The following is a 25,095-nucleotide window of genomic DNA, read 5'->3' on the forward strand; positions in this document are numbered from 1 at the left end:
CACATGCCTGCTCCGCACGGCTGAGGCCCGGCATCGGCGTTTGACCCGGCCGCGGCCGGGCGGGAGAGTGCCTCGCCCGATTCCGAGGACGACCCGATGCTGCTGCACCCCGATCGCCATCTCACCGTCTGCGGCCTGGAGGAGATCGCCGGCTTCCGCGCCGCCGGCGTCACCCATGTGCTGTCGATCGCCGATCCGGGCACCCCGGCCGAGAGCTATTTCGACGGCTTCGCCCCGCATCGCCGCCTGGACCTGCGTTTCCACGACATCATCGACGAGCGGCCGGGCGAGATCCTGCCGACGCCGCAGCATGTCGCGTCGATCCTGGAGTTCGGCGATGCGATGGCGCTGGAGGGTGAGAGCCTGCGCCACCTGCTGGTGCATTGCCATATGGGCGTGTCGCGCTCGACCGCCTCGATGCTGATGCTGATCGCCCAGCGCCATCCGGGCGACGAGGCGGCGGCGGTGGCCAAGCTGGCGGCGATCCGGCCGCAGGCCTGGCCGAACACGCTGATGATCGAATACGCCGAGGCGGCGTTGGGCACCAAGGGCCGGCTGCGCCAGGCCCTGCTGCCGCAATACCGCCGGGTGGCTGCCGAGCGGCCGGAGCTGATGGCCCTGCTGCGGCAGGTCGGGCGCGAGCGCGAGATCCCGGTCGACTGAGACGGCCCCCACACGTCATCGGCGCCGTGCGGCCTTGGCGCAGGGCGACGCCTGCGTGTCGCGCCTAAGCTGGCGCCGGCCCACGCGGCTCTGCACCATGCCCACGCTCACCCCGGACCGGCCATCGGATCGATGTCGCGTTATTCCATCTTCACCCTCGCGCGCAACGCGTTCTCGCACCACGAAGGCTGGCAGAAGGCCTGGCGCTCCCCCGACCCCAAGCCGGCCTACGACGTGGTCATCGTCGGCGGCGGCGGCCACGGCCTGGCCACCGCCTACTACCTGGCGAAGGAGCACGGCATCACCAATGTCGCGGTGCTGGAGAAGGGCTGGATCGGCGGCGGCAATACCGGCCGCAACACCACCATCGTCCGCTCCAACTACCTGTTCGACGCCTCCGCCTTCATCTACGAGCACGCGCTGAAGCTGTGGGAGGGCCTGTCGGCCGACCTCAACTACAACGTGATGTTCAGCCAGCGCGGCGTGATGAACATCTGCCACGACCCGCATGAGGCGCGCGAGCTGAAGCGGCGGCTGCACGCCAACCGGCTGAACGGCATCGACAGCGACTGGCTGGACCGCGAGCAGGTGCTGGAGTTCTGCCCGGTGCTGAACCCGGACCCGACCATCCGCTTCCCGGTCTATGGCGGCACGGTGCAGCGACGGGCCGGCACGGCGCGGCACGACGCGGTTGCCTGGGGCTATGCCCGCGGCGCCGACGCCCGCGGCGTCGACATCATCCAGAACTGCGAGGTCACGGGCTTCCGCACCGAGCACGGGCGCGTCGTCGGGGTCGAGACCACGCGCGGATACATCGGCGCCGGCAAGGTCGGGGTGGTGGCGGCCGGACACAGCTCGGTCCTCGCCAACCTCGCCGGCTTCCGCCTGCCGCTGGAGAGCCATCCGCTGCAGGCGCTGGTGTCGGAGCCGATCAAGCCGGTGATCGACTGCGTCGTGATGTCGAACGCGGTGCACGCCTATGTCAGCCAGTCCGACAAGGGCGAGCTGGTGATCGGCGCCGGCATCGACGGCTATGTCTCCTATTCCCAGCGCGGCGGCTTCGCGATCATCGAGGAGACGCTGGCGGCGATCGTCGAGATGTTCCCGATCTTCAGCCGCATGCGGATGCTGCGGCAGTGGGGCGGCATCGTCGACGTGGCGCCGGACGCCAGCCCGATCATCGGCAAGACCCCGGTCGAGAACCTGTTCATCAACTGCGGCTGGGGCACCGGCGGGTTCAAGGCCACGCCCGGTTCGGGCCATGTCTTCGCCCACACCATCGCCCGCGGCGAGCCGAACGAGATCGCCGCGCCCTTCGCGCTGGACCGCTTCGCCTCCGGCGCGCTGGTGGCCGAGCACGGCGCCGCCGCCGTGGCGCATTGAGGTAGCCATGTTCCTGATCGACTGCCCCTGGTGCGGACCGCGGGACCAACGCGAATTCCGCTGCGGCGGCGAGGCCCATATCCGCCGCCCGACGGCGCCGGCGGAGCTGAGCGACGCGGAATGGGCGGACTACGTCTTCATGCGCTCCAACCCCAAGGGGCTGCATTACGAGCGCTGGGTCCACATCCATGGCTGCCGGCGCTGGTTCAACGTCGCCCGCCACACCGCGACCGACGAGATCCTGGCGGTCTACGGCCCGGGCGAGCCGCCGCCGGCGATCGAGGGCCAGCCCGTCCCGACCCCGTCCGGCGAGCCGGCGCGGGGCACCGCCAACCTGCCGCTGGTGGATCCGGCGGGATGAGAGGGGTGTCGACATCGCGTGACCTCTCCCGCGAGCGGGAGAGGTCGGAACCGCGGCAGCGGTTCCGGGTGAGGGGAATTCCCTCCGCCTGTGCCAGCCCTCACCCGGACATCCTGGCGGATGTCCGACCTCTCCCGCCCCGCGGGAGAGGTAAAGCACATGAACGGCAGTCGTTACGATGACCCAACGCTACCGCCTGGTCGGCCGCGGCGCCGATATCGATCGCAGCCAGAGCGTCGCCTTCGCCTTCGACGGCAGGTCCTATCGCGGCTATGAGGGCGACACGCTGGCCTCGGCCCTGCTGGCCAACGGCGTCCACCTGCTGGGCCGCAGCTTCAAGTACCACCGGCCGCGCGGCGTGATCTCGGCCGGGCCGGAGGAGCCGAACGCCCTGGTCCAGCTGGGACCCGACGCGGCGCGGACCGACCCGAACACCCGCGCCACCCAGGTCGAGATCTTCGACGGCCTGGTGGCGCGCAGCCAGAACCGCTGGCCGTCGCTGCGCTTCGACCTGAACGCGGTCAACGACCTGTTCGCGCCGCTGATCCCGGCCGGCTTCTACTACAAGACCTTCATGTGGCCACGGTCGCCCAAGGCCTGGATGGTTTATGAGCGGTTCATCCGCAAGGCGGCCGGCCTCGGCGTCTCGCCGCGCCAGCCTGACCCCGACCGCTACGACCATGTGAACGCCCATTGCGACGTGCTGGTGGTCGGCGGCGGCATCGCCGGGCTCGGCGCCGCCCTGGCGGCAGCGCGCGCCGGTGCCCGGGTGATCCTGGCCGAGGACCAAGCCCGCTTCGGCGGCTGGCTCAGGGCCGAGCCGACGGCGTCGATCGGCGAGGCCGGCGCGCTCGACTGGGTCGAGGCGACGGTGGCCGAGCTGGCGTCGATGCCGGACGTTCGCGTCCTGCCGCGCACCACCGCCTTCGGCTATTACGGCCACAACTGGCTCGGCCTGCTGGAGCGGGTGACCGACCACATCGCGCCGCATGCGGTGCCGGTGGGCACGCCGCGGCAGCGGCTGTGGAAGGTGCGGGCCAAGCAGGTGGTGCTGGCCACCGGCACGATCGAGCGCAGCCTGGTCTTCGCCGAGAACGACCGGCCGGGCATCCTCCTGGCCGGTGCCGCCCGGGCCTATCTGCACCGCTGGGGCGTGAAGGTGGGCGAGCGCGTCGTGGTCGCGACCGCGGACGACAGCGCCTATGCCACCGCCCTCGACCTCGCCGCGGCCGGCGTCGCCGTGCCGGCGATCGTCGATGTCCGGCCGGATGCGGACGGGCCGCTGGTCCGCGCGGCGCGGGCCGCCGGCCTGCCGGTCTATGCCGGCCACGCCGTGGTCGGCACCTCCGGCCGTCTCAGGGTGAACGAGGTGCGGCTGATGCCGCTGGCCGCCGACGGTCGGTCGGTGCGGCGCGGGGCCGAGACCACCATCGCCTGCGACGCCGTCGCCATGTCCGGCGGCTGGAACCCGGTGCTGAACCTGCAGTCGCAGTCGCGCGGCCGGCTGCGCTGGGACGAGGCGCGGGCCACCTTCATGCCCGGCCAGTCCTTCCAGGCCGAGCGCTCGGCCGGGGGCTGCGCCGGCACCATCCGCTTCGCCGATGCGCTGCAGGAGGGCCTCGTCGCCGGCGCCGCCGCGGCCTCGGCCGCCGGGCTGACCGCGGTGGCGGTGCCGGTGCCGCCGGTCGAGACCGCGCAGGAGGAGCCGGAGGCGGGCGAGGGCCGGCCGCTGTGGTCGGTGCCGTCGGACCGCCCGGCGAATGCCGTGCGGGCCTTCGTCGATTTCCAGAACGACGTCACCGCCAAGGACCTGAAGCTGGCGCTGCGCGAGGGCTTCGTCTCGGTCGAGCACGTCAAGCGCTACACCACCACCGGCATGGCGACCGACCAGGGCAAGACAGGCAACGTCAACGCCCTCGGCATCGTCGCCGAGACCATGGGCAAAACGATCCCGGAGATCGGCGTCACCACCTTCCGCCCGCCCTACACCCCGGTCACCTTCGGCGCCATCGCCGGGCGCGGGGTCAAGGCCCTCTACGCCCCGATCCGCCGCACCCCGATGCATGGCTGGGCCGAGAAGCACGGCGCGGTGTTCGAGAATGTCGGCGGCGGCTGGAAGCGTGCCTGGTACTTCCCGAAGCCGGGCGAGGACATGCACGCCGCGGTGAACCGCGAGGTCAAGGCGGCGCGCACCTCGGTCGGCGTGATGGACGCGACCACCCTCGGCAAGATCGACGTCAAGGGGCCGGACGCGGCGGAGTTTCTGAACCGCGTCTACACCAACGCCTGGTCGAAGCTCGCCATCGGCGGCTGCCGCTACGGGCTGATGCTGGGCGAGGACGGGATGGTCAAGGACGACGGCGTCACCACGCGCCTCGCCGAGGACCATTTCCATATGACCACCACGACCGGCGGCGCCGCCACCATCCTCGCCTGGCTCGAGGAATGGCTGCAGACGGAGTGGCCGGACCTCAAGGTCTTCCTGACCTCGGTCACCGAGCAATGGGCGGTCGCCACCATCTCCGGCCCGAAGTGCCGGGAGCTGCTGTCGCGCCTGACCGATCTCGACCTGTCGAACGAGGCCTTCCCGCATCTGACCATGCGCGAGGGCACGGTGGCCGGGCTGCCGGCGCGGGTGTTCCGCATCTCCTTCACCGGCGAGCTGTCCTACGAGATCAACGTCCCGGCGGCCTATGGCCTGGCGCTGATGGAGGCGATCGAGGCGGCGGGGCAGGGGCTCGACCTCGTGCCCTACGGCACCGAGGCGATGCATGTGCTGCGCGCCGAGAAGGGCTTCATCATCGTCGGCCAGGAGACGGACGGCACCATCACCCCGGGCGACCTGGGCATGGACTGGATCGTCGGCAAGAAGAAGCCGGACTTCATCGGCAAGCGCTCGCTCGACCGCGCCGACACGGCACGGGCGGACCGCAAGCAGCTGGTCGGCCTGCTGACCGACGACCCGAAGCTGGTGCTGGAGGAGGGGGCGCAGATCGTCGATACGGCGACGCCCGGCGCCCCGCCGGTGCCGATGCTGGGCCATGTGACCTCGAGCTACTGGAGCCCGAACCTGGGCCGCTCGATCGCTCTTGCTTTGGTCAAGGGCGGGCTGGGGCGGTTCGACGGCACGGTCCACATCGCCATGCCCGACCGCACCATCCCGGCCAAGGTGGTGAAGCCGGTCTTCGTCGACCCCGAGGGAGGGCGCCTGCATGCCTGACACCGTGTCCCTTCAGGCCGGCGCCCCGGCCGCGGTCCCGGCCCGGCGTTCGGCGACGGCGGGGCTGGTCCGGCCGCTGGTGGCGCCGGCGAATCCGGGCGTGCGCCTGGCCGAGATCGCGCATGAGGCCAAGCTGAACCTGCGCGGCGACCTGTCCGACCCCGGCTTCGGCGCGGCCGTGGCCGGCGCCCTCGGGCTCGACCTGCCGGCGCGGCCCGGCATCGCCGCGGGCGACGGCGTCGCGGCGCTGTGGCTCGGCCCGACCGAATGGCTGGTGGTCGGCGGGGTGGACCGCGAGGCCGACCTCGCCGCCCGGCTGCGGGACGCGCTGGCCGGCCGGCATGCCGCTGTCACCAACGTCACCGACAACTGGACGGTGATCGCGCTGGCCGGGCCGAAGGCGCTGGACGTGCTCGCCAAGGGCTGCCCGCTGGACCTGCATCCACGATCCTTCCCGGCGGGGTCGGTGGCGCAGAGCATGATCGCCCAGGCCGACGTCATCCTGCACCGCACCGACGATGCCGACGGCGCGCCGCGGCTGCGGATCTATGTCCGCCGGTCTTTCGCCCAGTATCTCTGGGACTGGCTGGCCGATGCGGCGCTGGAATACGGGGTCGGCGAGGCCGGGTAGGGCGCCGCGCCCGGGTCATCGGCCTACCCCCTACCCTCCGGGCGCCCCCGTGACCCGCCAGATCACGTCGCCCACGTCGTCCGCCACCAGCAGCGAGCCGTCCGGGCCGATGGTCACCCCCACCGGCCGTCCGTAGGAGGCGCGCTCGTCGGGCGACAGGAAGCCGGTCAGGATATCGCGCACGGGCCCGACGGGACGTCCGTTGACGAACGGCACGAAGACGACCCTGTAGCCGCTCAGCTTGCTGCGGTTCCAGGAACCGTGCTGTCCGATCGCCATTCCATCGGGGAAGCCGGGCAGCGTGCCGGCCGGAAGCCAGCACAGGCCCAGCGACGCCGTGTGCCCGCCCAACGCGAAGTCCGGGGTGATGGCCGATGCGACCAGCGCCGGGTCCTGCGGCACCCGGTCGTCCACGATCCTGTCCCAATAGCAATAGGGCCAGCCGTAGAAGCCGCCGTCGCGCACCGATGTCAGATAGTCGGGGGGCGTCTCGTCACCCAGCCCGTCGCGCTCGTTCACCACCGTCCAGAGCGACCCCGTCGTCGGCTCCCACGCCATGCCGACAGGATTGCGCAGGCCGGAGGCGAAGATGCGGACATTGCCGCTCTCGAGGTCCAGCTCGTGGATGGCGGCCCGGCCCTCCTCTGCCGCCATCCCGTGTTCCGCGATGTTGCTGAGCGAGCCGACTCCGACATAGAGCTTCCGCCCGTCGGGGCTCGCCAGCAGGCTCCGCGTCCAGTGCCCGCCGCCCTTGAACTCCGCCAGCCTGCGCCCCGCTGCGCTGATCCGTGTGTCTCCGGGCGCGTACGGAAACGCCACCACGCCGTCGGTGTTGCCGACATAGAGCGTATCGCCGAGCTGCGCCATGCCGAACGGCTGGTTCAGCCCGTCGAGGAACACCTCGCGGGTTTCGGCGACGCCGTCGCCATCGGAATCGCGCAGCAGCGTGATGCGGTTCGGGCTGACCCCCACCGCGGCGGCACGCTTCATCGTGCTGACCATGGCGTAGTCGAAGACGGACCTGATGCCCCCCGGCGTGCTCAAGGCCTCGGCCACCAGCACGTCGCCATTCGACAGGACATGGATCCAGCGCGGATGCTTCAGGCCGGCCGCGAAGGCGTTCACCTGGAGCCCCGGCGCCGCGACCGGCGTCTGTCCCGCGGTCCATCCTCTCGCGGTCGGCATCTTCAGGGTCGGAATGCTGCCCTGGGGCTTCGCCGGCGGGATCGTCGGCATGCTGCCGAAGGCCGGCCCCTGCGGGCCGTCGTGCCGGTGCCGCAAATGGATCGCTCCGGCGCCGACCAGCGCGACCACTCGGGCAAAGATGCCGGACAAGCTCATGGCGTTCCCCTGCTTGCGTGAAACCGAGCGGCACGAAGGCGGACTCAAAAGTAGGATGAATTCGCCACCGCTTCAAATGACGGCTCGGCGGATCCGTGATCCCGGTGGACAGGACGGGGCTCCCGGGCGACTCTCTCGCCCGAACGCCGCCGTTTCCGGGCGGCGATCCAGAAGCCGGAGGAACGCCCCATGCCCGAGACGAAGACCTATGAGGGCGGCTGCCATTGCGGCGCCGTGCGCTATCGGGTCGAGACCGACCTGGCCCAGGTGATGAGCTGCAACTGCTCGCACTGTCAGAAGCGCGGCCTGATGCTGACCTTCGTCACGCCCGACCGCTTCACCATGGTCTCGGGCGGCGAGAACCTGGTCGACTACCAGTTCAACAAGAAGGTGATCCATCACCTGTTCTGCCCGGGATGCGGCATCGAATCCTTCGCCCGCGGCCGCAAGCCGGACGGCACCGAGATGGTCGCGGTCAATGTCCGCTGCCTCGACGACATCGATCTCTCGACCCTGAGCCCGATCCCGGTCGACGGCCGGAGCTTCTGAACCCAGAGGTTTCTCCAGCGGGAGCCCCGCCATGAATCTCGCGACCAAGCTGAGGCAGCGTGCCGCCGAGGGCCGTCCCGTCCGGGTCGGCCTCATCGGTGCCGGCAAGTTCGGCTCGATGTTCCTGGCGCAGCTGCGCACCACGACCGGCCTGCATCTGCTGGGCGTGGCCGACCTGTCGGCGGAGCGAGCGCGCAAGGCGATGGCGAACACCGGCTGGGACATCGACGCGGCCCAGGCCTCCTCCTTCGACGACGCGCGCAAGACCGGGCGAACCCATGTCACCGAGGATGCCGAGGCGCTGATCCGCGCCGACGGGCTGGACGTCGTGGTCGACGCCACCGGCAGCCCGGCGGCCGGCATCCGCCACGCGCTGCTGTCGGCCGAGAACGGCCGCCACATCGTCATGGTGAATGTCGAGGCCGACGTCCTGGCCGGCCCCTACCTGGCCGAGCGGTTCCGCAAGGCCGGTCTGGTCTACAGCCTGGCCTACGGCGATCAGCCGGCGCTGGTCTGCGAGATGGTGGACTGGGCGGAGACCTGCGGCTTCCGGGTGGTGGCCGCCGGCAAGGGCACGAAATACCTGCCCAGCTATCACCAGTCCACGCCCGACACGGTCTGGGGCCATTTCGGCATCACGGACGAGGAGGCGCGGCTCGGCGGCATGAATCCGCAGATGTTCAACTCCTTCATCGACGGCACGAAATCGGCGATCGAGATGGCGGCGATCGCCAACGCCACCGGGCTGGTGGCGCCGCGCGACGGCCTGCTGTTCCCGCCGGCGGGCGCGCACGATCTCGCCCGGGTGCTGCGGCCGCGCGAGGCGGGCGGCGTCCTCGAGCGCGCCGGCATGGTCGAGGTGGTGACCAGCCTGGAACGCGACGGACGGCAGGTCGTCAACGACCTGCGCTGGGGCGTCTATGTGGTGTTCGAGGCCGGCGACGACGATGCGCGCGCCGCCTATACGCGCCGCTGCTTCCACGAATACAACATCACCATCGACCCGTCGGGCCGCTACGCGGCGCTCTACCGGACGGTCCATTTCATCGGCCTCGAGCTCGGCGTCAGCGTCGCCTCGGCGGCGCTGCGGCAAGAGGCGACCGGAAGCCCGACCGGCTTCCGCGCGGATGCGGTCGCCGTCGCCAAGAGGCCGCTCGCCGTCGGCGAAATGCTGGACGGGGAGGGCGGCACCACGGTCTGGGGCCGGATCATGCGGGCGGAGGATTCGCTGGCGACGGGCGCCCTGCCGATCGGCCTCGCCCACAAGGTCAGGCTGGCGCGGCCGGTGGGGGCCGGAAGCGTGGTGCGCTGGGACGACGTCGCGATCGAGGAGACCGAGGCGGTGCGCATCCGCCGCGCCATGGAGGCCGGGGCTGCGGCGAAGCGCGCTGCGGAGTGACGTCCGAGGCGATCTCTGCCATCCCTCACCATCATTGCCAGGAGGTGAAGCCGACGAAGCAATGCGGTGTTGGCTGGCATGCGGCAAACGCGCTTCGGCCCTAATAGTTAGCATCCTAATAAATTCCCATGCCAAGCAGCTCCTCCACCGCGCGGGCCGATTTCGGCTTCCGTCTGTTCCTCGTCGCCCGGCTGTGGCGGCGCGAGGTTGACGAGGCGCTGGGCCGCTACGGGCTCAGCGCCGCCACCTGGCAGCCGCTGCTGCACGTCTCCCGGCTGGGCGATGGCATCCGGCAGCGCGACCTGGCGGAATCCCTCGGCATCGAGGGGCCGTCGCTGGTCCGGCTGCTCGACTCGCTCGAAAGCCAGGGGCTGATCGAGCGGCGCGAGGACGAGGCCGACCGCCGCGCCAAGGCGATCCACCTGACCGCCGACGGCCGGACGCTGGTGGAGGGGATCCAGGGCATTGCCGCGGAGATCCGCGAACGCCTGCTGGCCGGCATCTCCGACGAGGATATGATGCTCTGCCTCGGCCTTCTCGGCCGGATCGAGCGGAACATCGCGGCCGGCCGGCCCGAACCGGAGAGCGGCCGCTAGGCCATCGGGGGACGCATGGACTGGCCGACCTGGCGCGACGGCGTCTTCTCGCTGCGCACCTTCTGCGCCGCGATGCTCGCCGCCTGGATCTCGCTGCGCCTCAACCTGTCCTCGCCGGGCACGGCGGTGCTGACCGTCTACATCGTGTCGCAGCCGCTGACCGGGATGATGCTGTCGAAGAGCGTCTACCGCGTGCTCGGCACCTTCGCCGGCGGCCTCGCCACGCTGCTCTTCATCGGCCTGTTCGCCCAGGCGCGCGAGCTGTTCGTGCTGGCGGCGGCGCTGTGGTTCGGCATCTGCATCACCATCTCCGTCCTGCTGCGCGACGCTCCCGCGGCCTATGCGCCGATGCTGGCCGGCTACACCGCGGCGATCATCGGCTTTCCGGTGATCACGGCGCCGACCACGGTGTTCGACACCACCGTGACCCGCTGCACCGAGATCCTGATCGGCATCGGCTGCGCCGGGCTGCTCAGCGCCATCATCCTGCCGCGGCCGGTCGGCCCGATCCTGCAGGACCGGATCGAGGCGGTGCTGGCGGCGACCGCGAAATGGTCGGTCGACATCCTGCGCGGCCGCGGGGAGGAGGCGCCGGGCCAAGCCGACCGCGCCCGGATGATCGCCGATACGGTGGCCCTGGAGACGCTGCGCTCGCACGCCGTCTTCGACACAAGGGCGATCCGCCTGGTCAACGACGTGATCCGCCAGCTGCAGGGCCGGCTGTTCATGTTCCTCGCCGTGCTGGTGTCGGTGCAGGACCGGGCCTGGCTGCTGCGCCGCCAGGACCCGGCGCGCTGGCGGGCGATCGCGCCGGCTTTCGAGGCGGTGGCGCGGATCATGGATCGCGCGCTCGGCCCGGCCCAGCCGAAGGACGAGGAGAGCATCGCCGAGGCCCGGCGGCTGATCGACTCGCTGCAGCTTCGCGCGGAGGAGGTGCGTGAGGGCGGGCCGGCGATGATCGTGCGCATCCTGCTGGACCGGCTGCAGGACCTGCTGTCGCTGCGCAGCGAGTGCCTGGAGCTGCGCGACCATATCGCCACCGGCACCCGGCCGCGCCGCATGGGGCCGGCGCCGTCGATCCGCCGGCACCGCGACCAGGGCGTGGCCGTGATTGCGGGCGTCACCGCTTTCCTCACCCTCGCCATCGGCTGTGCCTTCTGGATCGAGACGGGCTGGAGCAACGGCGCCTCGGCCGCGACCATGATCGTGATCGCCTGCGGCTTCTTCTCGGCCGCGGACGAGCCGGCGGTGGCGGCGCTCGGCTTTCTGAAGATGACGGCGGTCGCGGTGGTGCTCAGCCTGATCTACGTCACGCTGGTGCTGCCTCGGCTCGACGGCTTCTTCATGCTGGCCGCCGCGCTCGCGCTCTATCTGATCCCGGCCGGGATGCTGATCTCGGCGCCGCGGGTCGGCCTCGCGGCGGTGCCGCTGGTGGTGAACTTCCTGTTCCTGCTGTCGCTCGGCAGCGCGCCCTCGCTCGACTTCGCGGCCTATGTGAACAACGCCCTCGCTGTCCTGGTCGGCATCGCCATCGCCGTGGCGCTGTTCCGCCTCCTGCGGCCGCTCGGCACGCAATGGGCGGCGCGCCGGCTGGTCACCGGGATCATGGACGACCTGGCCAGCCTGGCCGCCGGCGCGTCGCCGCAGCCGGACGAGTTCGCGAGCCGGATGTTCGACCGGATCAACGGCCTGTTCCTGCGCCTGGACCAGGCGTCGCCCGGCGACCGGCCGATCCTGCAGGGCAGCCTCGCCAGCCTGCGCATCGGCCACAACACCCTGCTGCTGCGCCGGCTCGACGGCCGGCTGCCGGCGCCTGCGGGCGAGGCGGTGACGGCGGCGCTGGCGGCCGTGGCCCGCCATTTCGCCCGCGCCTGGCGCCGGCCCGGCAACAGCGGCCGGGACGCGATGGCGGCGCTGGTCCGGGCCGAGGCGGCGCTGCGGGCGCTCGAGCCCGAAGCCGACATCGTCGCCGCCCTGATCTCGGTCTCCGCGATCCGCATCGCCCTGGAGCACCACTCGGATTTCTTCGCTCTGCCGCAGCCCGACGGCCCGCCGCTGATCCAGGATTTGATTGTGCCGACATGATCAAGGAAATCGACCTCGCCGGCGTGTACCTGTCGCCGATGCTCGGCTACCTCGTGGCCGCGCTGGCGCTCACCGGCATCCTGCGCTTCATCCTCGGCCGGATCGGCGCCTATCGCTGGATCTGGCATCCGGCGCTGTTCGACCTGTCCCTGCTGCTGATCATCCTGACCACCCTCGTCGTGCTGACGATGTGAGGGAAAGAAGACGACCATGAAACTCGCAGCCCTCGCGCTCCGAATCCTCATCACTCTCGTCGTGGCGGCCGGCGCCGCCGTCGCCGGCGTGCTGCTGTGGCAGTACTACATGGACAGCCCCTGGACCCGGGACGCCCGGGTGGCGGCCGAGATCGTGCAGGTGGCGCCCGACGTCTCCGGCGTCGTCGTCGACCTGCGCGTGGTCAACAACCAGCAGGTCCGGAAGGGCGACGTGCTGTTCGTGATCGACCCCGACCGCTATGCGCTGGCGGTGCAGCGGGCCCAGGCGGCGCTCGACAGCCAGCGGGCGCAGACCGAGGAGCTGGTGCTGGAGGCCGAGCGCCGCGCCAGGCTCGGCAGCAACGCCATCTCGATCGAGGCCCGGCAGCAGGCCGAGGCCGCGGCCCAGGCGGCGCGCGCGGCGGTGGAGCAGGACGAGGCGGCGCTGGCGACGGCCAAGCTGGACCTGGAGCGGACGACCGTGCGGTCGCCGGTCAACGGCTACGTCTCGACCCTGATCCTGCGGCAGGGCGCCTATGCCACCGCGGGCAAGCAGGTGATGGCGATCGTCGATGCCGACAGTTTCCACGTCCGCGGCTATTTCGAGGAGACGAAGATCCCTCGCATCCGGCCGGACGACAAGGTCGAGATCCGGCTGATGGGCGTGTCGACGCCGCTTCAGGGCCATGTCGAGAGCATCGACCGCGCCATTGCCGACCGCGAGGTGACGCTGAACTCGATCTACCAGATCGTCGACGTGAACCCGACCTTCAGCTGGGTCCGGCTGGCCCAGCGCATCCCCGTCCGGATCGCCATCGACACGATTCCGGACGGCGTGCTGCTGGCCTCGGGCATGACCGCCACGGTCGAGGTGCTGCCGGCGAAGGAGAAGGGGCCGTGAAGCTGAAGGCGGGTGGCAGAGGCGGCATGCTGCCTCTGCTCCGGTCTCAGGTGGCGAGTTGGGCGGCGCAGGCGGCAGCGAGTGCCCTGTTGCCTTCCGTCGTTCCCGGCATGGTCGCCCAGCCGGCCTTCAGGATGATGTCGCCGCGGCTGTAGCTCGATGCCTTCTTCAGTTCGACGAGCCGTTCGGCCAGCTGTGGATCGCGGGTCGACAGGTCGACGCAGATCGGGGTCAGCGCTGCGATCACGTCGACCTTGGATTGGTCGGCGGCCATTCGCTTGGCCGAACTGCCGGTGACCCAGCCACCCCAGGAAAAGCCGATAACAGCAAGCGCGACGGCACCGCAGACCGCTCCGTAGAGGCCTGGCTTCAGCCATGTGGGCGATTTCATGAAAATGACTTTCGTTCGGAAGCGATGTATTCGCTATCCTACAAGAAAAAATATACCACAGATTGAATTGTCTCGGTGATTATATTTTAAGAGCGGCCTACTCCGCCGCCTGCTCCTCGCCCAGGAAGCCGCCGGACTGGCGGCGCCACAGGGCGGCGTAGTGGCCGTTCGCCTTCAAGAGCTCGTCATGCGACCCCACCTCGACGATGCGGCCGCGGTCGAGGATCACCAGCCGGTCCATGCGGGCGATGGTGGACAGGCGGTGGGCGATGGCGATCACCGTCTTGCCCTCCATCAGGCTCTCGAGCTGCTCCTGGATCGCCGCCTCGACCTCGGAATCGAGCGCCGAGGTCGCCTCGTCCAGGACCAGGATCGGCGCGTTCTTCAGCACCACCCGGGCGATGGCGATGCGCTGGCGCTGGCCGCCGGACAGCTTCACCCCGCGCTCGCCGACATGGGCCTCGTAGCCGCGCCGGCCGCGCCAGTCCTCGAGGTTGAGGATGAAGTCGTGGGCATGCGCCTGCTTCGCCGCCGCGATCACCTCCTCCCGCGTCGCGCTCGGCCGGCCGTAATTCAGGTTCTCGAAGATCGAGCGGTGCAGCAGCGAGGTGTCCTGGGTCACGACCGAGATCTGCTCGCGCAGGCTCTCCTGCGTCACCCCGGCGATGTCCTGGCCGTCGATCAGGATATGGCCGCGCTCCAGGTCGAAGAAGCGTAGCAGCAGGTTGACCAGGGTCGATTTGCCGGCGCCGGAACGGCCGACCAGGCCGATCTTCTCGCCCGGGCGGATATCGAGGTTCAGGTTCTCGATCACCCCGCCCGGCCGGCCGTAGTTGAAGCTGACATTCTCGAAGCGGATCGCGCCTTTGGTCACCTTGAGCCGCCCGGCATCCGGCTTGTCGACCAGGCGCAGCGGCTTGGCGATCGAGATCATGCCCTCCTGCACCACGCCGATATTCTCGAAGATCGTGGTCACCTGCTGCGCCACCCAGCCGGCCATGCTGACGATCTGCCAGGTCAGCGGCAGCACCATGGCGACGGCGCCGAGCGCCACCTGTCCCTGGCGCCACAGGACGATGGCGATGGCGGCGGTCGACACCACCAGCAGCGCGTTGGTGGTGGACAGGCTCAGATTGAACAGGGTGATCAGCCGCAGCTGGCCACGGAAGATGGTGGTGTGGTCGTCCACCGCCTCGCGGACGTAGTCGTCCTCCTCCTTCGCCCGGGCGAACAGCTTCACCGTCAGAATGTTGGTGTAGCTGTCGACGATCCGGCCGGTCAGCAGCGACCGCGCCTCCGACATCTCGATCGAGCGCTGCTTCAGCCGCGGCACGAAGGTGACGAGGAGGGCGATGTAGATGCAGAACCAGAGCAGCGCCGGCAGCGCCAGCCACAGATCGGCGCTGGCCATCAGCACCAGCGCGCTGGTGCCGTAGACCACCAGGTACCAGGCCGCGGCGATCGACATCACCGTGCTGTCGCGCAGCGCCACGCCGGTCTGCATCACCCGGTTGGCGATGCGGCCGGCGAAGTCGTTCTGGAAGAAGGTCCAGCTCTGCCGGACGATGTGCCAGTGGCTCTGCCACCGGATCAGGTTGGTGAAGCCCGAGGCGATGATCTGATTGATCACCAGCGCCTGCAGGAACAGGACCGCCGGCCGGCACAGCAGCACCACCGCCGCCATGCCGGCCAGGACGTGCCAGTGGTCGGCCAGCAGCGATTCGGGCGGGGTGGTGCTCAGCAGGGTGACGACGCGGCCGATGAAGACCGGGATCAGCGAATCGAGCAGCGCGACGGCGAGGCCGACCGTCAGCAGCGCCACGTAGTACCAGCGCACCTGGCGCAGGAAGAACCAGTAGAAGCGCAGCAGCTTGCTCGGCGGCTGGCCGGGCATGCCCCTGGCGGTCGGGGACACGCGGGCCTCGAAGAAGCGGAACATGACGGGGCTTTCGGCGGCATTCCTGGGCAGGGTGACAGCCTGCGCCGGTAATGCGGCGTCGAAAAGGCCCGTCATCTTCGATGCAGGAATTCGCTCCGCGCGGGGCTCGCGAGACTGTCTTGCGCGTGGCTCAGGCCGGCGGCGGCTCCGGGTGGAGCTGGTACAGCCAGGTCTCGGTCAGCGGCTGGTCGTTCAGGCGCAGGAAGAGGCGCAGCTCGACCGGGTCGCCGCCGTCGACGGCCAGGTCGAAGGTGGCGCGCCAGACATTGCCGTTCGGCACCGGCTCGCTGAACGACCGCTGGATGGTGCCGCGCGAGGCGGTCGCCACCACCTCCGGGAACACGCCGTAGGGGATCTGCCGCATCACCGCCGGGTTGTCGAATTCCACGACGATCTTGAAGACCCCGGGCGGGCGCGGCCTGCCCGGCTCCCCGCCGCGGCCGATCCGGGTGGCGATGGTGCGGGCGATGCCGCGGTCGGGATAGGGCTCGTCCGCCAGCCAGTGCAGCCGGTACGTCAGGTCGTGGCGGTCGCCGGCCGCCGCCTGACCCTCCGGCACCCAGAAGGCGACGATGTTGTCGTGGATCTCGTCGTCGGTCGGGATCTCGACCAGCTGGATGGCGCCGCGGCCGAAGGGCTGCAGCGGCTCGACCCACAGGCTGGGGCGGCGGTCGTAGAACACGCCGTCGAGATAATGGTCGAAGGCGCGGTCGCGCTGCAGCAGGCCGAAGCCGCGCGGGCTGCCGCCGGCGAAGCTCGACACCGTGATCGCGCGCGGGTTGTTCAGGGGCCGCCAGATCCGCTCGCCATCGGCGGTCCAGATGGCGAGGCCGTCCGAATCATGCACCTCCGGCCGCCAGTCCAGCATCCGGCCGCGGCCGTATTCGCCGTACCAGAACATCGAGGTCAGCGGCGCCAGGCCGAGGCGGAACACCGGCTTCCGCAGGAACAATGACGCCTCGATCTCCATCACCACACCCTCGGTCCGGTGCAGGGTGAAGCGGTAGGCGCCGGCGATGCTGGGCCCGTCCAGCACGGCGCAGACAATGGCCGGCTGCGCCGGGTCCGGCGCCTCGGCGATGAAGAACTGGGTGAAGATCGGGAACTCCTCCGGCTTGCCGGGGGCGAAGACGTCGACCGCGACGCCGCGCGCCGACAGCCCGTACTGCCCCAGCGCTCCGATCGCCCGGAAATAGGAGGCGCCGAGGAAGGCGACCCAGTCCTGGGTGCGCCAGTCGTCGCGCCCGTGCCATTCCTGCAGGCGGAAGCCGGCGAAGCCGGAATCGGCCGGCAGCCGGCGGGCCGGGCTGTCCTGCGGCATGTCGAAATAGCCCGGCTGGTACAGGATCTCGCGGGCGCTGCCGCCGCCGACCAGATACATCTGGACCGAGTCGCCGAAATAGCGGCCGAGATGGAAGAAGGTGGCCGGATAGGCGCCGCTGCCGTCGGCGAAGGGGGCGAGGTCGGTCTTGAACCGGATCTTGCCGTGGGCGTCGTAGTCGATCGCCTGGACCACATCCGGCGCCGGCTTGTAGGGCGGTTGGTAGGGCTGCGCCGCCAGCGCCTGGGCCCGGGCGACCAGCACCTCGTAGGAGAAGGGCGCGGCCGGGCCGAGGGCCAGCCCCTGCTGCTGCGCCGCGGCGTCACGGGCGGCGGCCGGCAGCCCGGCCAGCAGCGCGGCCGATCCGGCGGCGCGGAGCAGGGCGCGGCGATGGAGCCGGGTGGTGATCATGCGTCCTCCATGGCCGGTGTCGAAGCCCACCTTACCTCAGGCCCGGCCGGCGGCACGAACAGGCTTTGACCGCGGCCGCACGGCGTCGTGAGATGGCGCCGGACAAAGAAGGGGAGGCGGGAATGAGCCTGGTGCCGGTGATCGATCTGGCGCCCGCGGCGGCGGGAGAGGCGGGGCGGCGGCAGGTGGCCGATATGGTGGCGGAGGCCTGCGAGCGCGTCGGCTTCCTGGTCGTGACCGGCCATGGCGTGCCGGCGGCGGTGATCGACCGGGCCTGGGCGGCGACGCAGGCCTTCTTCGACCTGCCCGAGGCGACGAAGCGGACCGTGGTGATGCCGCGCCCCGGCTATCCCTACGGCTATTCGCCGGTGGCGGGGGAGAGCCTGGCCCGGTCGCTCGGCGACCGGCGGCCGCCGGACCTGAAGGAGAGCTTCTCGATCGGCCCGGCCGACCTGACGCCCCCGCCCGAGTCGGAGGACGCAGTGGCCTTCGCCTGGGCCGCCAATCTCTGGCCGGCCGAGCCGCCCGGCTTCCGCGACGCCATGCTGGCCTACTACCGGGAGCTGTCCGGCCTGGCCGGCCGGCTGATGCGCCTTTTCGCCCTGGGCCTCGGCCTGCCGGAGAGCTTCTTCGACGGCCGGATCGACCGGGCGATCAGCGCGCTGCGCCTGCTGAACTATCCGGACCAGCCGGTGGCGCCGGAGCCGGGGCAGCTGCGCGCCGGCGCCCATACCGACTATGGTTCGCTCACCATCCTGCTGCCGCAGGACGCGCCGGGCGGGCTGGAGGTGCAAGGCCTGGACGGCACATGGCACGCCGTACCGACGGTGCCGGGCGGCTTCGTGATCAATCTCGGCGACCTGATGGCGCGCTGGACCAACGACCGCTGGCGGTCGACCCTGCATCGCGTCGTCAATCCGCCGCCGGATGCGGCGGGCTCGACCCGGCGCCAGTCGATCGCCTTCTTCCACCAGCCGAGCTGGGACGCGGAGATCGCCTGCCTGCCGACCTGCCTCGCGCCGGGCGAGACGCCCAGATATCCGCCGGTCCTGTCCGGCCCGCACCTGGCGTCGAAGTTCCGATCGACCGTGACTTTGACCGAGATCTAGCTCGATGGCCGAGCGGATCAGCCTCTCTCGTCATTGCGAGGAGGCGAAGCCGACGAAGCAATCCAGGGCCGGCTCGTGCGGCCCTGGATTGCTTCGCTGCGCTCGCAATGACGGTTTGGGTTTGGCGCTGCTAGCGTCAGAAATCGGAGCAGCGGCCGTTGACATCCCAGTCGCCGTAGCGGGTCGGCTCGGGTCCCTTCGGGCCGCCGATCTCGCCGGGCTTCTGCGGCACGATCTCGACCGGCGCGCCGGTGCGCGGGTCGATGCGCTCGGCCAGCTCCTGGGGCGACAGCGGCTTGGCGGCGGGGGTCTCGGTCTCGCTCATCCCCCCGATATGGCGAAGCGCGGCAACCGTGTCCAGGCTTGATCGAAGCGGCGCCGGGGCCATCTGATCCGGGACGAGACCGCGGAGGAACCGATGTCGGGCTATATCCGCACGGCGATGCTGCTGGCGGCCCTGACCGCGCTGTTCATGGCGGCGGGCTGGCTGCTGGGCGGGCAGGGCGGAATGATGATCGCGCTTCTGGTGGCGCTGGGCATGAACCTGTTCGCCTATTGGAACGCCGACAAGATGGTGCTGCGCATGCACAATGCGCGCGAGGTCGACGCCCGCACCGCGCCCGACTTCTACAACCTCGTCGCCCAGCTGGCCGAGCAGGCGCAGCTGCCGATGCCGCGGGTCTATCTGATCGACACCGACCAGCCGAACGCCTTCGCCACCGGCCGCAACCCGCAGAACGCCGCGGTCGCCGCCACCACCGGCCTCCTGCGCCGGCTATCGGCGGAGGAGGTGGCGGGCGTGATGGCGCATGAGCTGGCGCATGTGCGCAACCGCGACACGCTGATCATGACGATCACCGCGACGATCGCCGGCGCCCTGTCGATGCTGGCCAATTTCGGCCTGTTCTTCGGCGGCGGCGACAACCGCAACAACCCGCTCGGCTTCATCGGCGTGATCCTGACCGTGGTGCTGGCGCCGATCGCCGCCATGTTGGTGCAGATGGCGATCAGCCGCTCGCGCGAATACGAGGCCGACCGGATCGGGGCCGAGATCTGCGGCCGGCCGCTGTGGCTGGCCTCGGCGCTGGAAAAGATCGAAGCCTTCGCCAAGCGGATCGATTACGGTGCGGCAGAGCGGAATCCCGCCACCGCCCATATGTTCATCATCAATCCGCTCCACGCCCATGCGGTCGACAGCCTGTTCTCGACACACCCCTCGACCGCGAACCGCGTCGCCGCGCTGCGCCGCATGGCCGGCATGGCCCAGGCCAGCGGGCCGTGGGGGTGAAATTGAAAACCTGCCCCTCCCCTTGCGGGAGAGGGGCAGGGGGAGGGGGCTGTCGAGCGTAGAGCGCAGGCGCTTCCGGAGTGATCGGCAAATCGCTTCGCATCATCCCTGCGAGCACCGCTTCCCCGGCGTGAACCCCCTCCCCCTACCCCCTCCCGCGAGGGGAGGGGGAGAGTTCAAACCATCCGTTCTTATCCATCGGAGGCCCCGCCGGTGACCGCCGAGGCCGCCTCCGCCCCGCCCGCCGGCTCGCGGGCCGCGATCTTCGGCTGGTGCCTCTACGACTGGGCGATGAGCGCCTTCAACACGGTCATCGGCACCTTCGTCTTCTCGGTCTATTTCACCAAAGGCATCGTCGGCGACGCCGACCGCGGCGCGGCGCTGTGGGGCGTCGCGGCCGGCAGCGCGGGCATCGCCGTCGCCTTGCTCAGCCCGGTGCTGGGCGCGGTCGCCGATCACGGCGGCCGGCGCAAGGCCTGGCTCGCCGCCTGCGTCGCCGCGGCGGTGGTGCCGACGGCGCTGCTGTGGTTCGCGGCGCCGGAACCGTCCTGGATCCTGCCGGCGATGGTGCTGGTCGGCCTCGCCACCATCGCCTTCGAGCTGTCCTACGTCTTCTACAACGCCCTGCTGATCGACGTCGCGCCGCCCGGGAAGCTGGGCCGCGTCTCCGGCTGGGGCTGGGGGCTCGGCTATTTCGGCGGGCTGCTGTGCCTCGTCATCGCCCTGTTCGGCCTGATCGGCTTCGGCGGCGCCGCGCCGCTGCTGCCGCTGCCGGCGGTGGACTCGGCAGGCCCGCGCGCCACCGGGCCGCTGGTGGCCCTGTGGTGGCTGGTCTTCGCCCTGCCGCTGCTGCTGCTGGTCCGCGAACGGCCGGGCGGCGCCCCGATCAGGGCAGCGATCCGCCGCGGCCTCGACGATCTGTGGCGCACCCTCGAATCGCTGCCGGGCCGGGGCAACCTGGTGCGGTTCCTGGTCGGCAGCGCGATCTATCGCGAAGGCTTCAACATGCTGTTCGCCTTCGGCGGGATCTACGCCGCGGGCGCGCTGGGTCTCGATTTCGGCCAGCTGGTGCTGTTCGCGATCGGCCTCAACGTCACCTCCGGCGTCGGGTCGGTGCTGTTCGCCTGGGTCGACGACGCGATCGGGTCGAAGCCGACGATCCTGATCGCGATCGTCGGGCTCGTCGTCCTCGGCGTGCCGATCATCCTGGTCACCGACCCGGTGTGGTTCATCGGCCTGGCCCTGGTGCTGGGCCTGTTCCTGGGGCCGGCGCAGGCGGCCAGCCGCACCTTGATGGGCCGTCTCGCCCCCGTGGGCGGCGAGGCCGAGGCCTACGGTCTCTACGGCCTGACCGGTCGCGCCACCGGCTTCGTCGGCCCTTGGCTGTTCGCCGCCGCCACCGCCGCCTTCGCCACCCAGCGCGCCGGCGTGGCGGCGATCGTCGTGCTGTTCGCGCTCGGCGGCCTGATCGTGGCCACGGTGCGGGAGCCGGCGCGGGGCTGATATCAACAATTTGACAGATCTCCCCGCTTTCAGGAATGCTGTCCGCATTGGCGGGGGGAGACCTGCAAAATGGCGATTGCGGATATGGCGCCCGTGACCGGGCGCGTTCGTTACGACGGCAGCCGGTTCGGAATCGGCGGGCTGTTTCTGAAGACGATGCTGCTGTCCGTGGTGACGCTCGGCATCTACAATTTCTGGGGCCGGACGCAGATCCGGCGGGCGATCTGGGGCGCCGTCAGCGTCGACGGCGAGCCCTTCGAATACACCGGCACCGGCAAGGAGCTGTTCTTCGGCTTCCTCAAGGCCATCGCCGTCCTGATCGGCCTCGGCGTGGTGCTGGCCGGCATCGGTTTCATTCTGGGCAGGCTGCTTCAGTCCAGGGTGGCCCTGCCGGTGTCGATGGCGGCGTTCTACCTGATCGTGGCGGTGCTCGCGGTCGCCGCGGTGTATCTCGCCACGCGCTACCGCCTGTCGCGCACGCTGTGGCGCGGCATCCGATTCGGCCTCGACGGCACGGCGCGCCAATTCGTCCTCGGCACCATCGGCTATTCGCTGCTGACGGTGGTGACGCTCGGCATCTGCATGCCGCTGCTGCGGACCTGGCAGGCCCGGACGATCGTCAACAATGCGCGCTACGGCACCGTGCCCTTCCGCATGGAGGCGCGGGGGGCGAAGCTGATCTGGCCCTGGATCCTGACCATGCTGCTGGCGGGGCCGACCCTCGGCATCATGCTGGTGTGGTACCGGGTGCGTGAGTTCCGCTACTGGTCCTCCACGGTCAGCATCGCCGGGCTGAAGCTCGAGGGGCGTCTTCGTCTGGGCCAGGTGCTGGGGCCGACGATCCTGCTCGCCGTCATCACCATCGCCATCTTCGCCGCCCTCCTCGTGCCGACCATGCTCGATGTGATCGAAGCGGCCCGCACGCACACGCCGCCGCCGCCGTCCACATCCGCGCTGACGATCATCGGCATCTGGCTCTATGTGGCGCTGGCGCCGACGATCGGCTTCGTCGTCCTCGGCCATCCGGTGCTGAAGGCCAGCTGCGAGACCATGGCGATCGGCGGCGCGCTGGATCTGGAGGCGGTGGCGCAGTCCTCCGACGCCGGCCCGCGCACCGGCGAGGGGCTGTTCGCCCTGCTCGACGGCGGCGGGCTGTGACCGTCGGACCCTGGTCCGGCCGCTATTCGGACGGGAGGACGGCGCGGATAACGCCCGTCCGCGCCACGGTCGCGGCGGACAGGCTGGTGATCGCGGGCGAGGACGGCACGATCCTGGCCGAATGGCCGCTCGGTTCGCTGGATCTGGCGGGCCGGGCGGCGGCGCCGGTCCGGCTGCGGTCCGAGGAGGGCGGCGACGCCCGGCTGACCCTCGACGACCCCGCGGCCCTGCCGGGGCTGCGCGCGGCCGGCGCCCGCCTCGGCGGGCCTGAGGCCGGAAGCGGCCGGACCATCCTGTTCTGGACCCTGGGGCTGGCCGCGGTGATCGGCGCCGTGCTGCTGCTCCTGCCGCAGCTGTCCGCGTCGATCGCCACGCTGGTGCCGATCGAGGACGAGGCCTCGCTCGGCGACACGGTGGCGGACAGCATCGAGGCGATGCTCCGCCACCCGGATGCGTGCAACGGTGCGGAGGGCCGGGCGGCGGTGGATGCCCTGGCGCGGCGCCTGCTGGCGGGGCAGCAATCCCCGTACCGGTTCCGGGTCGAGGTGCTGGACAGCGACGTGCCCAACGCCCTGGCGGCGCCGGGCGGCCGGATCCTGGTGTTCCGCGGCCTGATCGACCGCATGGAAGACCCCGACGAGTTCGCCGGCGTCCTGGCGCACGAGATGGGGCATGTGCTGCACCGGCACGGGCTGCAGGGCATCATCCGCCAGCAGGGGCTCTCGATCCTGGCGATGCTGACCGGCGGGTCGGATCTCAGCCGGCTCGGCCAGGCCGGGTCGGAGCTGGTGGCCCTGTCCTATTCCCGCAGCTTCGAGCGCGAGGCGGACGAGACCGCGCTGCGGCTCCTGGCCGGGGCCGGGCTGCGCCGCGACGGGCTCTCAACGCTGTTCCATCGTCTCGCCGAGGACGCCGGCGGAGGACCGGCCTTCCTGGCCACCCACCCGCCGCTGGAGGAGCGCGCCCTGCTCGACACGCCGGACACGGCCGGCGCTTCGGCGATGAGCGACGCCGAATGGCGGGCGGTGCGGGAGATGTGCGACTGACGCCTGTCAGTGCCGGAAGTGCCGGCGCCCCGTGAACACCATGGCGATGCCGGCCTGGTCGGCGGCCTCGATGACCTCGAGGTCGCGCATCGAGCCGCCGGGCTGGATCACCGCCGTGGCGCCGGCCTCGACCAGGGCCAGGAGGCCGTCGGCGAAGGGGAAGAAGGCCTCCGACGCCGCCACCGAGCCGGCGATGCGCGAGCCGGTCTCGCCCGCGGCCTGGGCCGCCTCTGCCGACTTCGACACTGCGATCTTGACGCTGTCCACCCGGCTCATCTGCCCGGCGCCGATGCCGACCGTGGCGCGGCCCTTGGCGAAGACGATGGCGTTGGAGCGGACATGCTTCGCCACCTGGGTCGCGAACAGCAGGTCTTCGATCTGCTGCGGGGTCGGCGCCTTGCGGGTGACCAGCTTCAATTCCGACGCCTCCGGCGCCGCGTCGTCGCGGGTCTGGGTCAGGAAGCCGCCGGCGACGCTGCGCAGCACGCGGCGGCGCTGCTTCGGGTCCTGGACCCCGCCGGTCTTCAGCACGCGGAGATTGGCCTTGGCGGCGAAGGCGGCCGCGGCTTCCGGCTCGACATCCGGCGCGATCACCACCTCGGCGAACAGCGCGGTGATCGCCTGCGCCGTGGCGCCGTCGATCGGCCGGTTGGCGGCGATGATGCCGCCGAAGGCGCTGACCGGGTCGCAGGCCAGCGCTTTGGCATAGGCCTCGCTGAGCGTGGCGGCGACGGCGACGCCGCAGGGGTTGGCGTGCTTAACGATGACGACCGCGGGCTCGGTGAACTCCGACACCGCCTCGAAGGCCGCATCGGCGTCGAGGATGTTGTTGTAGCTCAGCTCCTTGCCCTGCAACTGGTCGGCCGTGGCAGGGCCGGGCACGGCCGGGCCGCTCAGATACAGCGCGGCGGCCTGGTGCGGGTTCTCGCCGTAGCGCAGCGTCTCCGCCAGCTTGCCGGACAGCGACAGGCGCGGCGGGAAGGTCTCGCCCTCGACCTCGGCGAACCAGCCGGCGATCGCCGCGTCATAGGCGGCGGTGCGGGCGAAGGCGGCGGCGGCCAGGCGGCGGCGGGTCGGGCCCAGGGTGCCACCGTTGGCGGCGATTTCCAGGCGCAGTGGCTCGTAGTCGACCGGCGAGGTGACGACCGCGACGAAGGCGTGGTTCTTGGCCGCGGCGCGGGTCATGGCCGGGCCGCCGATGTCGATGTTCTCGACGCAGTCGTCGAAATCGCCGCCGCGGGCCACCGTCGCCTCGAACGGGTAGAGGTTCGAGACCAGCAGGTCGATCGGCGCGATGCCGTAGTCGGTCATCGCCTCGAGATGCTCGTCGCTGTCGCGCCGGGCCAGGAGGCCGCCATGGATCTTCGGGTGCAGGGTCTTGACCCGCCCGTCCATGATCTCGGGGAAGCCGGTATGGGCCGAGACCTCCTTGACCGGGATCCCGGCCTCGGCCAGCGCCTTGAAGGAGCCGCCGGTCGACAGGATCTCGACCCCGCGTTCGGCCAGGAACCGGGCGAACTCGACGATGCCGGTCTTGTCGGAGACGGAGATCAGCGCGCGGCGGATCGGCAGGGCGGCTTCGGTCATGGCGGGCTCCCGGGCAAAA

The 25,095-nt window shown here is 70.8% G+C and carries 22 protein-coding genes; 16 read left to right on the top strand and 6 right to left on the bottom strand.

Annotation, left to right across the window (positions count from 1 at the left end; translation table 11 throughout):
- Positions 1-96: 96 nt before the first annotated feature.
- From G537_RS0114680 to G537_RS0114700, 5 genes are all read left to right on the top strand, one after another.
- Entirely contained in the window at positions 97-663 is a 567-nt protein-coding gene (locus G537_RS0114680; protein WP_026870760.1) for a tyrosine phosphatase family protein, read from the top strand.
- Between the two features lie 132 nt (positions 664-795).
- The gene (locus tag G537_RS0114685; RefSeq protein WP_026870761.1) at positions 796-2,046 is read left to right on the top strand and encodes a sarcosine oxidase subunit beta family protein; all 1,251 of its coding nucleotides are present in this window, start codon (positions 796-798) and stop codon (positions 2,044-2,046) included.
- 7 nt (positions 2,047-2,053) lie between these two features.
- On the top strand, positions 2,054-2,407 hold the full coding sequence (locus tag G537_RS0114690; protein WP_026870762.1) for a sarcosine oxidase subunit delta: 354 nt from the start codon (positions 2,054-2,056) through the stop codon (positions 2,405-2,407).
- A 178-nt stretch (positions 2,408-2,585) separates the two neighbouring features.
- Positions 2,586-5,627 carry a sarcosine oxidase subunit alpha family protein gene (locus tag G537_RS0114695; protein ID WP_026870763.1) on the top strand — a complete coding sequence of 1,014 codons (3,042 nt, stop codon included), beginning with the start codon at positions 2,586-2,588 and terminating at the stop codon, positions 5,625-5,627.
- Entirely contained in the window at positions 5,620-6,258 is a 639-nt protein-coding gene (locus tag G537_RS0114700) for a sarcosine oxidase subunit gamma (protein ID WP_026870764.1), read from the top strand. The genes G537_RS0114695 and G537_RS0114700 overlap by 8 nt, the downstream gene beginning before the upstream one ends.
- 30 nt (positions 6,259-6,288) lie before the next feature.
- Here G537_RS0114700 and G537_RS0114705 read toward each other — a convergent pair whose 3' ends face one another.
- Positions 6,289-7,599, bottom strand: a complete 1,311-nt coding sequence (locus G537_RS0114705; protein WP_026870765.1) for a PQQ-dependent sugar dehydrogenase — start codon at positions 7,597-7,599, stop codon at positions 6,289-6,291.
- A 189-nt stretch (positions 7,600-7,788) separates the two neighbouring features.
- On the opposite strand from G537_RS0114705, the gene G537_RS0114710 reads away from it, so the two are divergent.
- The 6 genes from G537_RS0114710 (at position 7,789) to G537_RS0114735 (ending at position 13,323) form a co-directional block, all read left to right on the top strand.
- Positions 7,789-8,148: a GFA family protein gene (locus G537_RS0114710; protein ID WP_026870766.1), complete on the top strand. Its 360-nt coding sequence runs from the start codon at positions 7,789-7,791 to the stop codon at positions 8,146-8,148.
- 31 nt (positions 8,149-8,179) lie between these two features.
- The gene (locus G537_RS0114715) at positions 8,180-9,547 is read left to right on the top strand and encodes an NAD(P)H-dependent oxidoreductase (RefSeq protein ID WP_026870767.1); all 1,368 of its coding nucleotides are present in this window, start codon (positions 8,180-8,182) and stop codon (positions 9,545-9,547) included.
- A gap of 128 nt (positions 9,548-9,675) precedes the next feature.
- Positions 9,676-10,143, top strand: coding sequence for a MarR family winged helix-turn-helix transcriptional regulator (locus G537_RS38070; RefSeq protein WP_034851764.1), 468 nt, complete (start codon positions 9,676-9,678; stop codon positions 10,141-10,143).
- A gap of 15 nt (positions 10,144-10,158) precedes the next feature.
- Complete coding sequence (locus G537_RS0114725) at positions 10,159-12,228, top strand: FUSC family protein (protein ID WP_034851766.1); 2,070 nt, start codon at positions 10,159-10,161, stop codon at positions 12,226-12,228.
- Positions 12,225-12,422 (top strand): DUF1656 domain-containing protein, encoded by a 198-nt coding sequence (locus G537_RS0114730; protein WP_026870769.1) that lies wholly within the window; start codon positions 12,225-12,227, stop codon positions 12,420-12,422. The genes G537_RS0114725 and G537_RS0114730 overlap by 4 nt, the downstream gene beginning before the upstream one ends.
- Before the next feature lie 16 nt (positions 12,423-12,438).
- Positions 12,439-13,323 (top strand): efflux RND transporter periplasmic adaptor subunit, encoded by an 885-nt coding sequence (locus tag G537_RS0114735; RefSeq protein WP_026870770.1) that lies wholly within the window; start codon positions 12,439-12,441, stop codon positions 13,321-13,323.
- Between the two features lie 46 nt (positions 13,324-13,369).
- Here the strand turns inward: G537_RS0114735 and G537_RS0114740 are convergent, their stop codons facing one another.
- From G537_RS0114740 to G537_RS0114750, 3 genes are all read right to left on the bottom strand, one after another.
- Entirely contained in the window at positions 13,370-13,714 is a 345-nt protein-coding gene (locus G537_RS0114740) for a hypothetical protein (RefSeq protein WP_026870771.1), read from the bottom strand.
- Positions 13,715-13,811: 97 nt separating this feature from the next.
- Positions 13,812-15,653, bottom strand: coding sequence for an ABC transporter ATP-binding protein (locus tag G537_RS0114745; protein WP_026870772.1), 1,842 nt, complete (start codon positions 15,651-15,653; stop codon positions 13,812-13,814).
- A gap of 130 nt (positions 15,654-15,783) precedes the next feature.
- Positions 15,784-17,385: an OpgD/OpgG family glucan biosynthesis protein gene (locus G537_RS0114750; RefSeq protein WP_026870773.1), complete on the bottom strand. Its 1,602-nt coding sequence runs from the start codon at positions 17,383-17,385 to the stop codon at positions 15,784-15,786.
- Between the two features lie 122 nt (positions 17,386-17,507).
- Between G537_RS0114750 and G537_RS0114755 the strand changes: the two genes are divergently transcribed.
- On the top strand, positions 17,508-18,494 hold the full coding sequence (locus G537_RS0114755) for an isopenicillin N synthase family dioxygenase (RefSeq protein ID WP_026870774.1): 987 nt from the start codon (positions 17,508-17,510) through the stop codon (positions 18,492-18,494).
- 136 nt (positions 18,495-18,630) lie between these two features.
- Here G537_RS0114755 and G537_RS0114760 read toward each other — a convergent pair whose 3' ends face one another.
- On the bottom strand, positions 18,631-18,819 hold the full coding sequence (locus G537_RS0114760) for a DUF1674 domain-containing protein (RefSeq protein WP_026870775.1): 189 nt from the start codon (positions 18,817-18,819) through the stop codon (positions 18,631-18,633).
- 93 nt (positions 18,820-18,912) lie between these two features.
- On the opposite strand from G537_RS0114760, the gene htpX reads away from it, so the two are divergent.
- The 4 genes from htpX (at position 18,913) to G537_RS0114780 (ending at position 23,489) form a co-directional block, all read left to right on the top strand.
- A complete protein-coding gene (gene htpX / locus G537_RS0114765; protein ID WP_026870776.1) occupies positions 18,913-19,782 on the top strand; it encodes a zinc metalloprotease HtpX in 870 nt (289 codons plus the stop codon).
- 108 nt (positions 19,783-19,890) lie between these two features.
- Positions 19,891-21,285 (top strand): MFS transporter, encoded by a 1,395-nt coding sequence (locus tag G537_RS0114770; protein ID WP_081688814.1) that lies wholly within the window; start codon positions 19,891-19,893, stop codon positions 21,283-21,285.
- Positions 21,286-21,378: 93 nt separating this feature from the next.
- Entirely contained in the window at positions 21,379-22,443 is a 1,065-nt protein-coding gene (locus tag G537_RS42070; protein ID WP_162146111.1) for a DUF898 family protein, read from the top strand.
- The gene (locus tag G537_RS0114780) at positions 22,440-23,489 is read left to right on the top strand and encodes a M48 family metallopeptidase (RefSeq protein WP_026870778.1); all 1,050 of its coding nucleotides are present in this window, start codon (positions 22,440-22,442) and stop codon (positions 23,487-23,489) included. The genes G537_RS42070 and G537_RS0114780 overlap by 4 nt, the downstream gene beginning before the upstream one ends.
- Before the next feature lie 6 nt (positions 23,490-23,495).
- On the opposite strand, the gene purH is transcribed toward G537_RS0114780, so the two are convergent.
- The gene (gene purH, locus G537_RS0114785) at positions 23,496-25,076 is read right to left on the bottom strand and encodes a bifunctional phosphoribosylaminoimidazolecarboxamide formyltransferase/IMP cyclohydrolase (protein WP_026870779.1); all 1,581 of its coding nucleotides are present in this window, start codon (positions 25,074-25,076) and stop codon (positions 23,496-23,498) included.
- Positions 25,077-25,095: the final 19 nt, after the last annotated feature.

The sequence above is a fragment of the Inquilinus limosus DSM 16000 genome, from assembly GCF_000423185.1.
GTDB classification, from domain to species: domain Bacteria; phylum Pseudomonadota; class Alphaproteobacteria; order DSM-16000; family Inquilinaceae; genus Inquilinus; species Inquilinus limosus.

Bases quoted from the DNA above. Each gene is read 5' to 3' on its own strand.
- G537_RS0114740 (WP_026870771.1), bottom strand. From the start codon at position 13,714: ATGAAATCGCCCACATGGCTGAAGCCAGGCCTCTACGGAGCGGTCTGC.
- G537_RS0114680 (WP_026870760.1), top strand. From the start codon at position 97: ATGCTGCTGCACCCCGATCGCCATCTCACCGTCTGCGGCCTGGAGGAG.
- G537_RS0114705 (WP_026870765.1), bottom strand. From the start codon at position 7,599: ATGAGCTTGTCCGGCATCTTTGCCCGAGTGGTCGCGCTGGTCGGCGCC.
- G537_RS0114725 (WP_034851766.1), top strand. From the start codon at position 10,159: ATGGACTGGCCGACCTGGCGCGACGGCGTCTTCTCGCTGCGCACCTTC.
- G537_RS0114700 (WP_026870764.1), top strand. From the start codon at position 5,620: ATGCCTGACACCGTGTCCCTTCAGGCCGGCGCCCCGGCCGCGGTCCCG.
- G537_RS0114695 (WP_026870763.1), top strand. From the start codon at position 2,586: ATGACCCAACGCTACCGCCTGGTCGGCCGCGGCGCCGATATCGATCGC.
- G537_RS0114745 (WP_026870772.1), bottom strand. From the start codon at position 15,653: ATGTTCCGCTTCTTCGAGGCCCGCGTGTCCCCGACCGCCAGGGGCATG.
- G537_RS38070 (WP_034851764.1), top strand. From the start codon at position 9,676: ATGCCAAGCAGCTCCTCCACCGCGCGGGCCGATTTCGGCTTCCGTCTG.
- purH (WP_026870779.1), bottom strand. From the start codon at position 25,076: ATGACCGAAGCCGCCCTGCCGATCCGCCGCGCGCTGATCTCCGTCTCC.
- G537_RS0114710 (WP_026870766.1), top strand. From the start codon at position 7,789: ATGCCCGAGACGAAGACCTATGAGGGCGGCTGCCATTGCGGCGCCGTG.
- G537_RS0114760 (WP_026870775.1), bottom strand. From the start codon at position 18,819: ATGAGCGAGACCGAGACCCCCGCCGCCAAGCCGCTGTCGCCCCAGGAG.
- G537_RS0114755 (WP_026870774.1), top strand. From the start codon at position 17,508: ATGAGCCTGGTGCCGGTGATCGATCTGGCGCCCGCGGCGGCGGGAGAG.
- G537_RS0114730 (WP_026870769.1), top strand. From the start codon at position 12,225: ATGATCAAGGAAATCGACCTCGCCGGCGTGTACCTGTCGCCGATGCTC.
- G537_RS0114715 (WP_026870767.1), top strand. From the start codon at position 8,180: ATGAATCTCGCGACCAAGCTGAGGCAGCGTGCCGCCGAGGGCCGTCCC.
- G537_RS0114750 (WP_026870773.1), bottom strand. From the start codon at position 17,385: ATGATCACCACCCGGCTCCATCGCCGCGCCCTGCTCCGCGCCGCCGGA.
- G537_RS0114735 (WP_026870770.1), top strand. From the start codon at position 12,439: ATGAAACTCGCAGCCCTCGCGCTCCGAATCCTCATCACTCTCGTCGTG.
- htpX (WP_026870776.1), top strand. From the start codon at position 18,913: ATGTCGGGCTATATCCGCACGGCGATGCTGCTGGCGGCCCTGACCGCG.
- G537_RS0114685 (WP_026870761.1), top strand. From the start codon at position 796: ATGTCGCGTTATTCCATCTTCACCCTCGCGCGCAACGCGTTCTCGCAC.
- G537_RS0114690 (WP_026870762.1), top strand. From the start codon at position 2,054: ATGTTCCTGATCGACTGCCCCTGGTGCGGACCGCGGGACCAACGCGAA.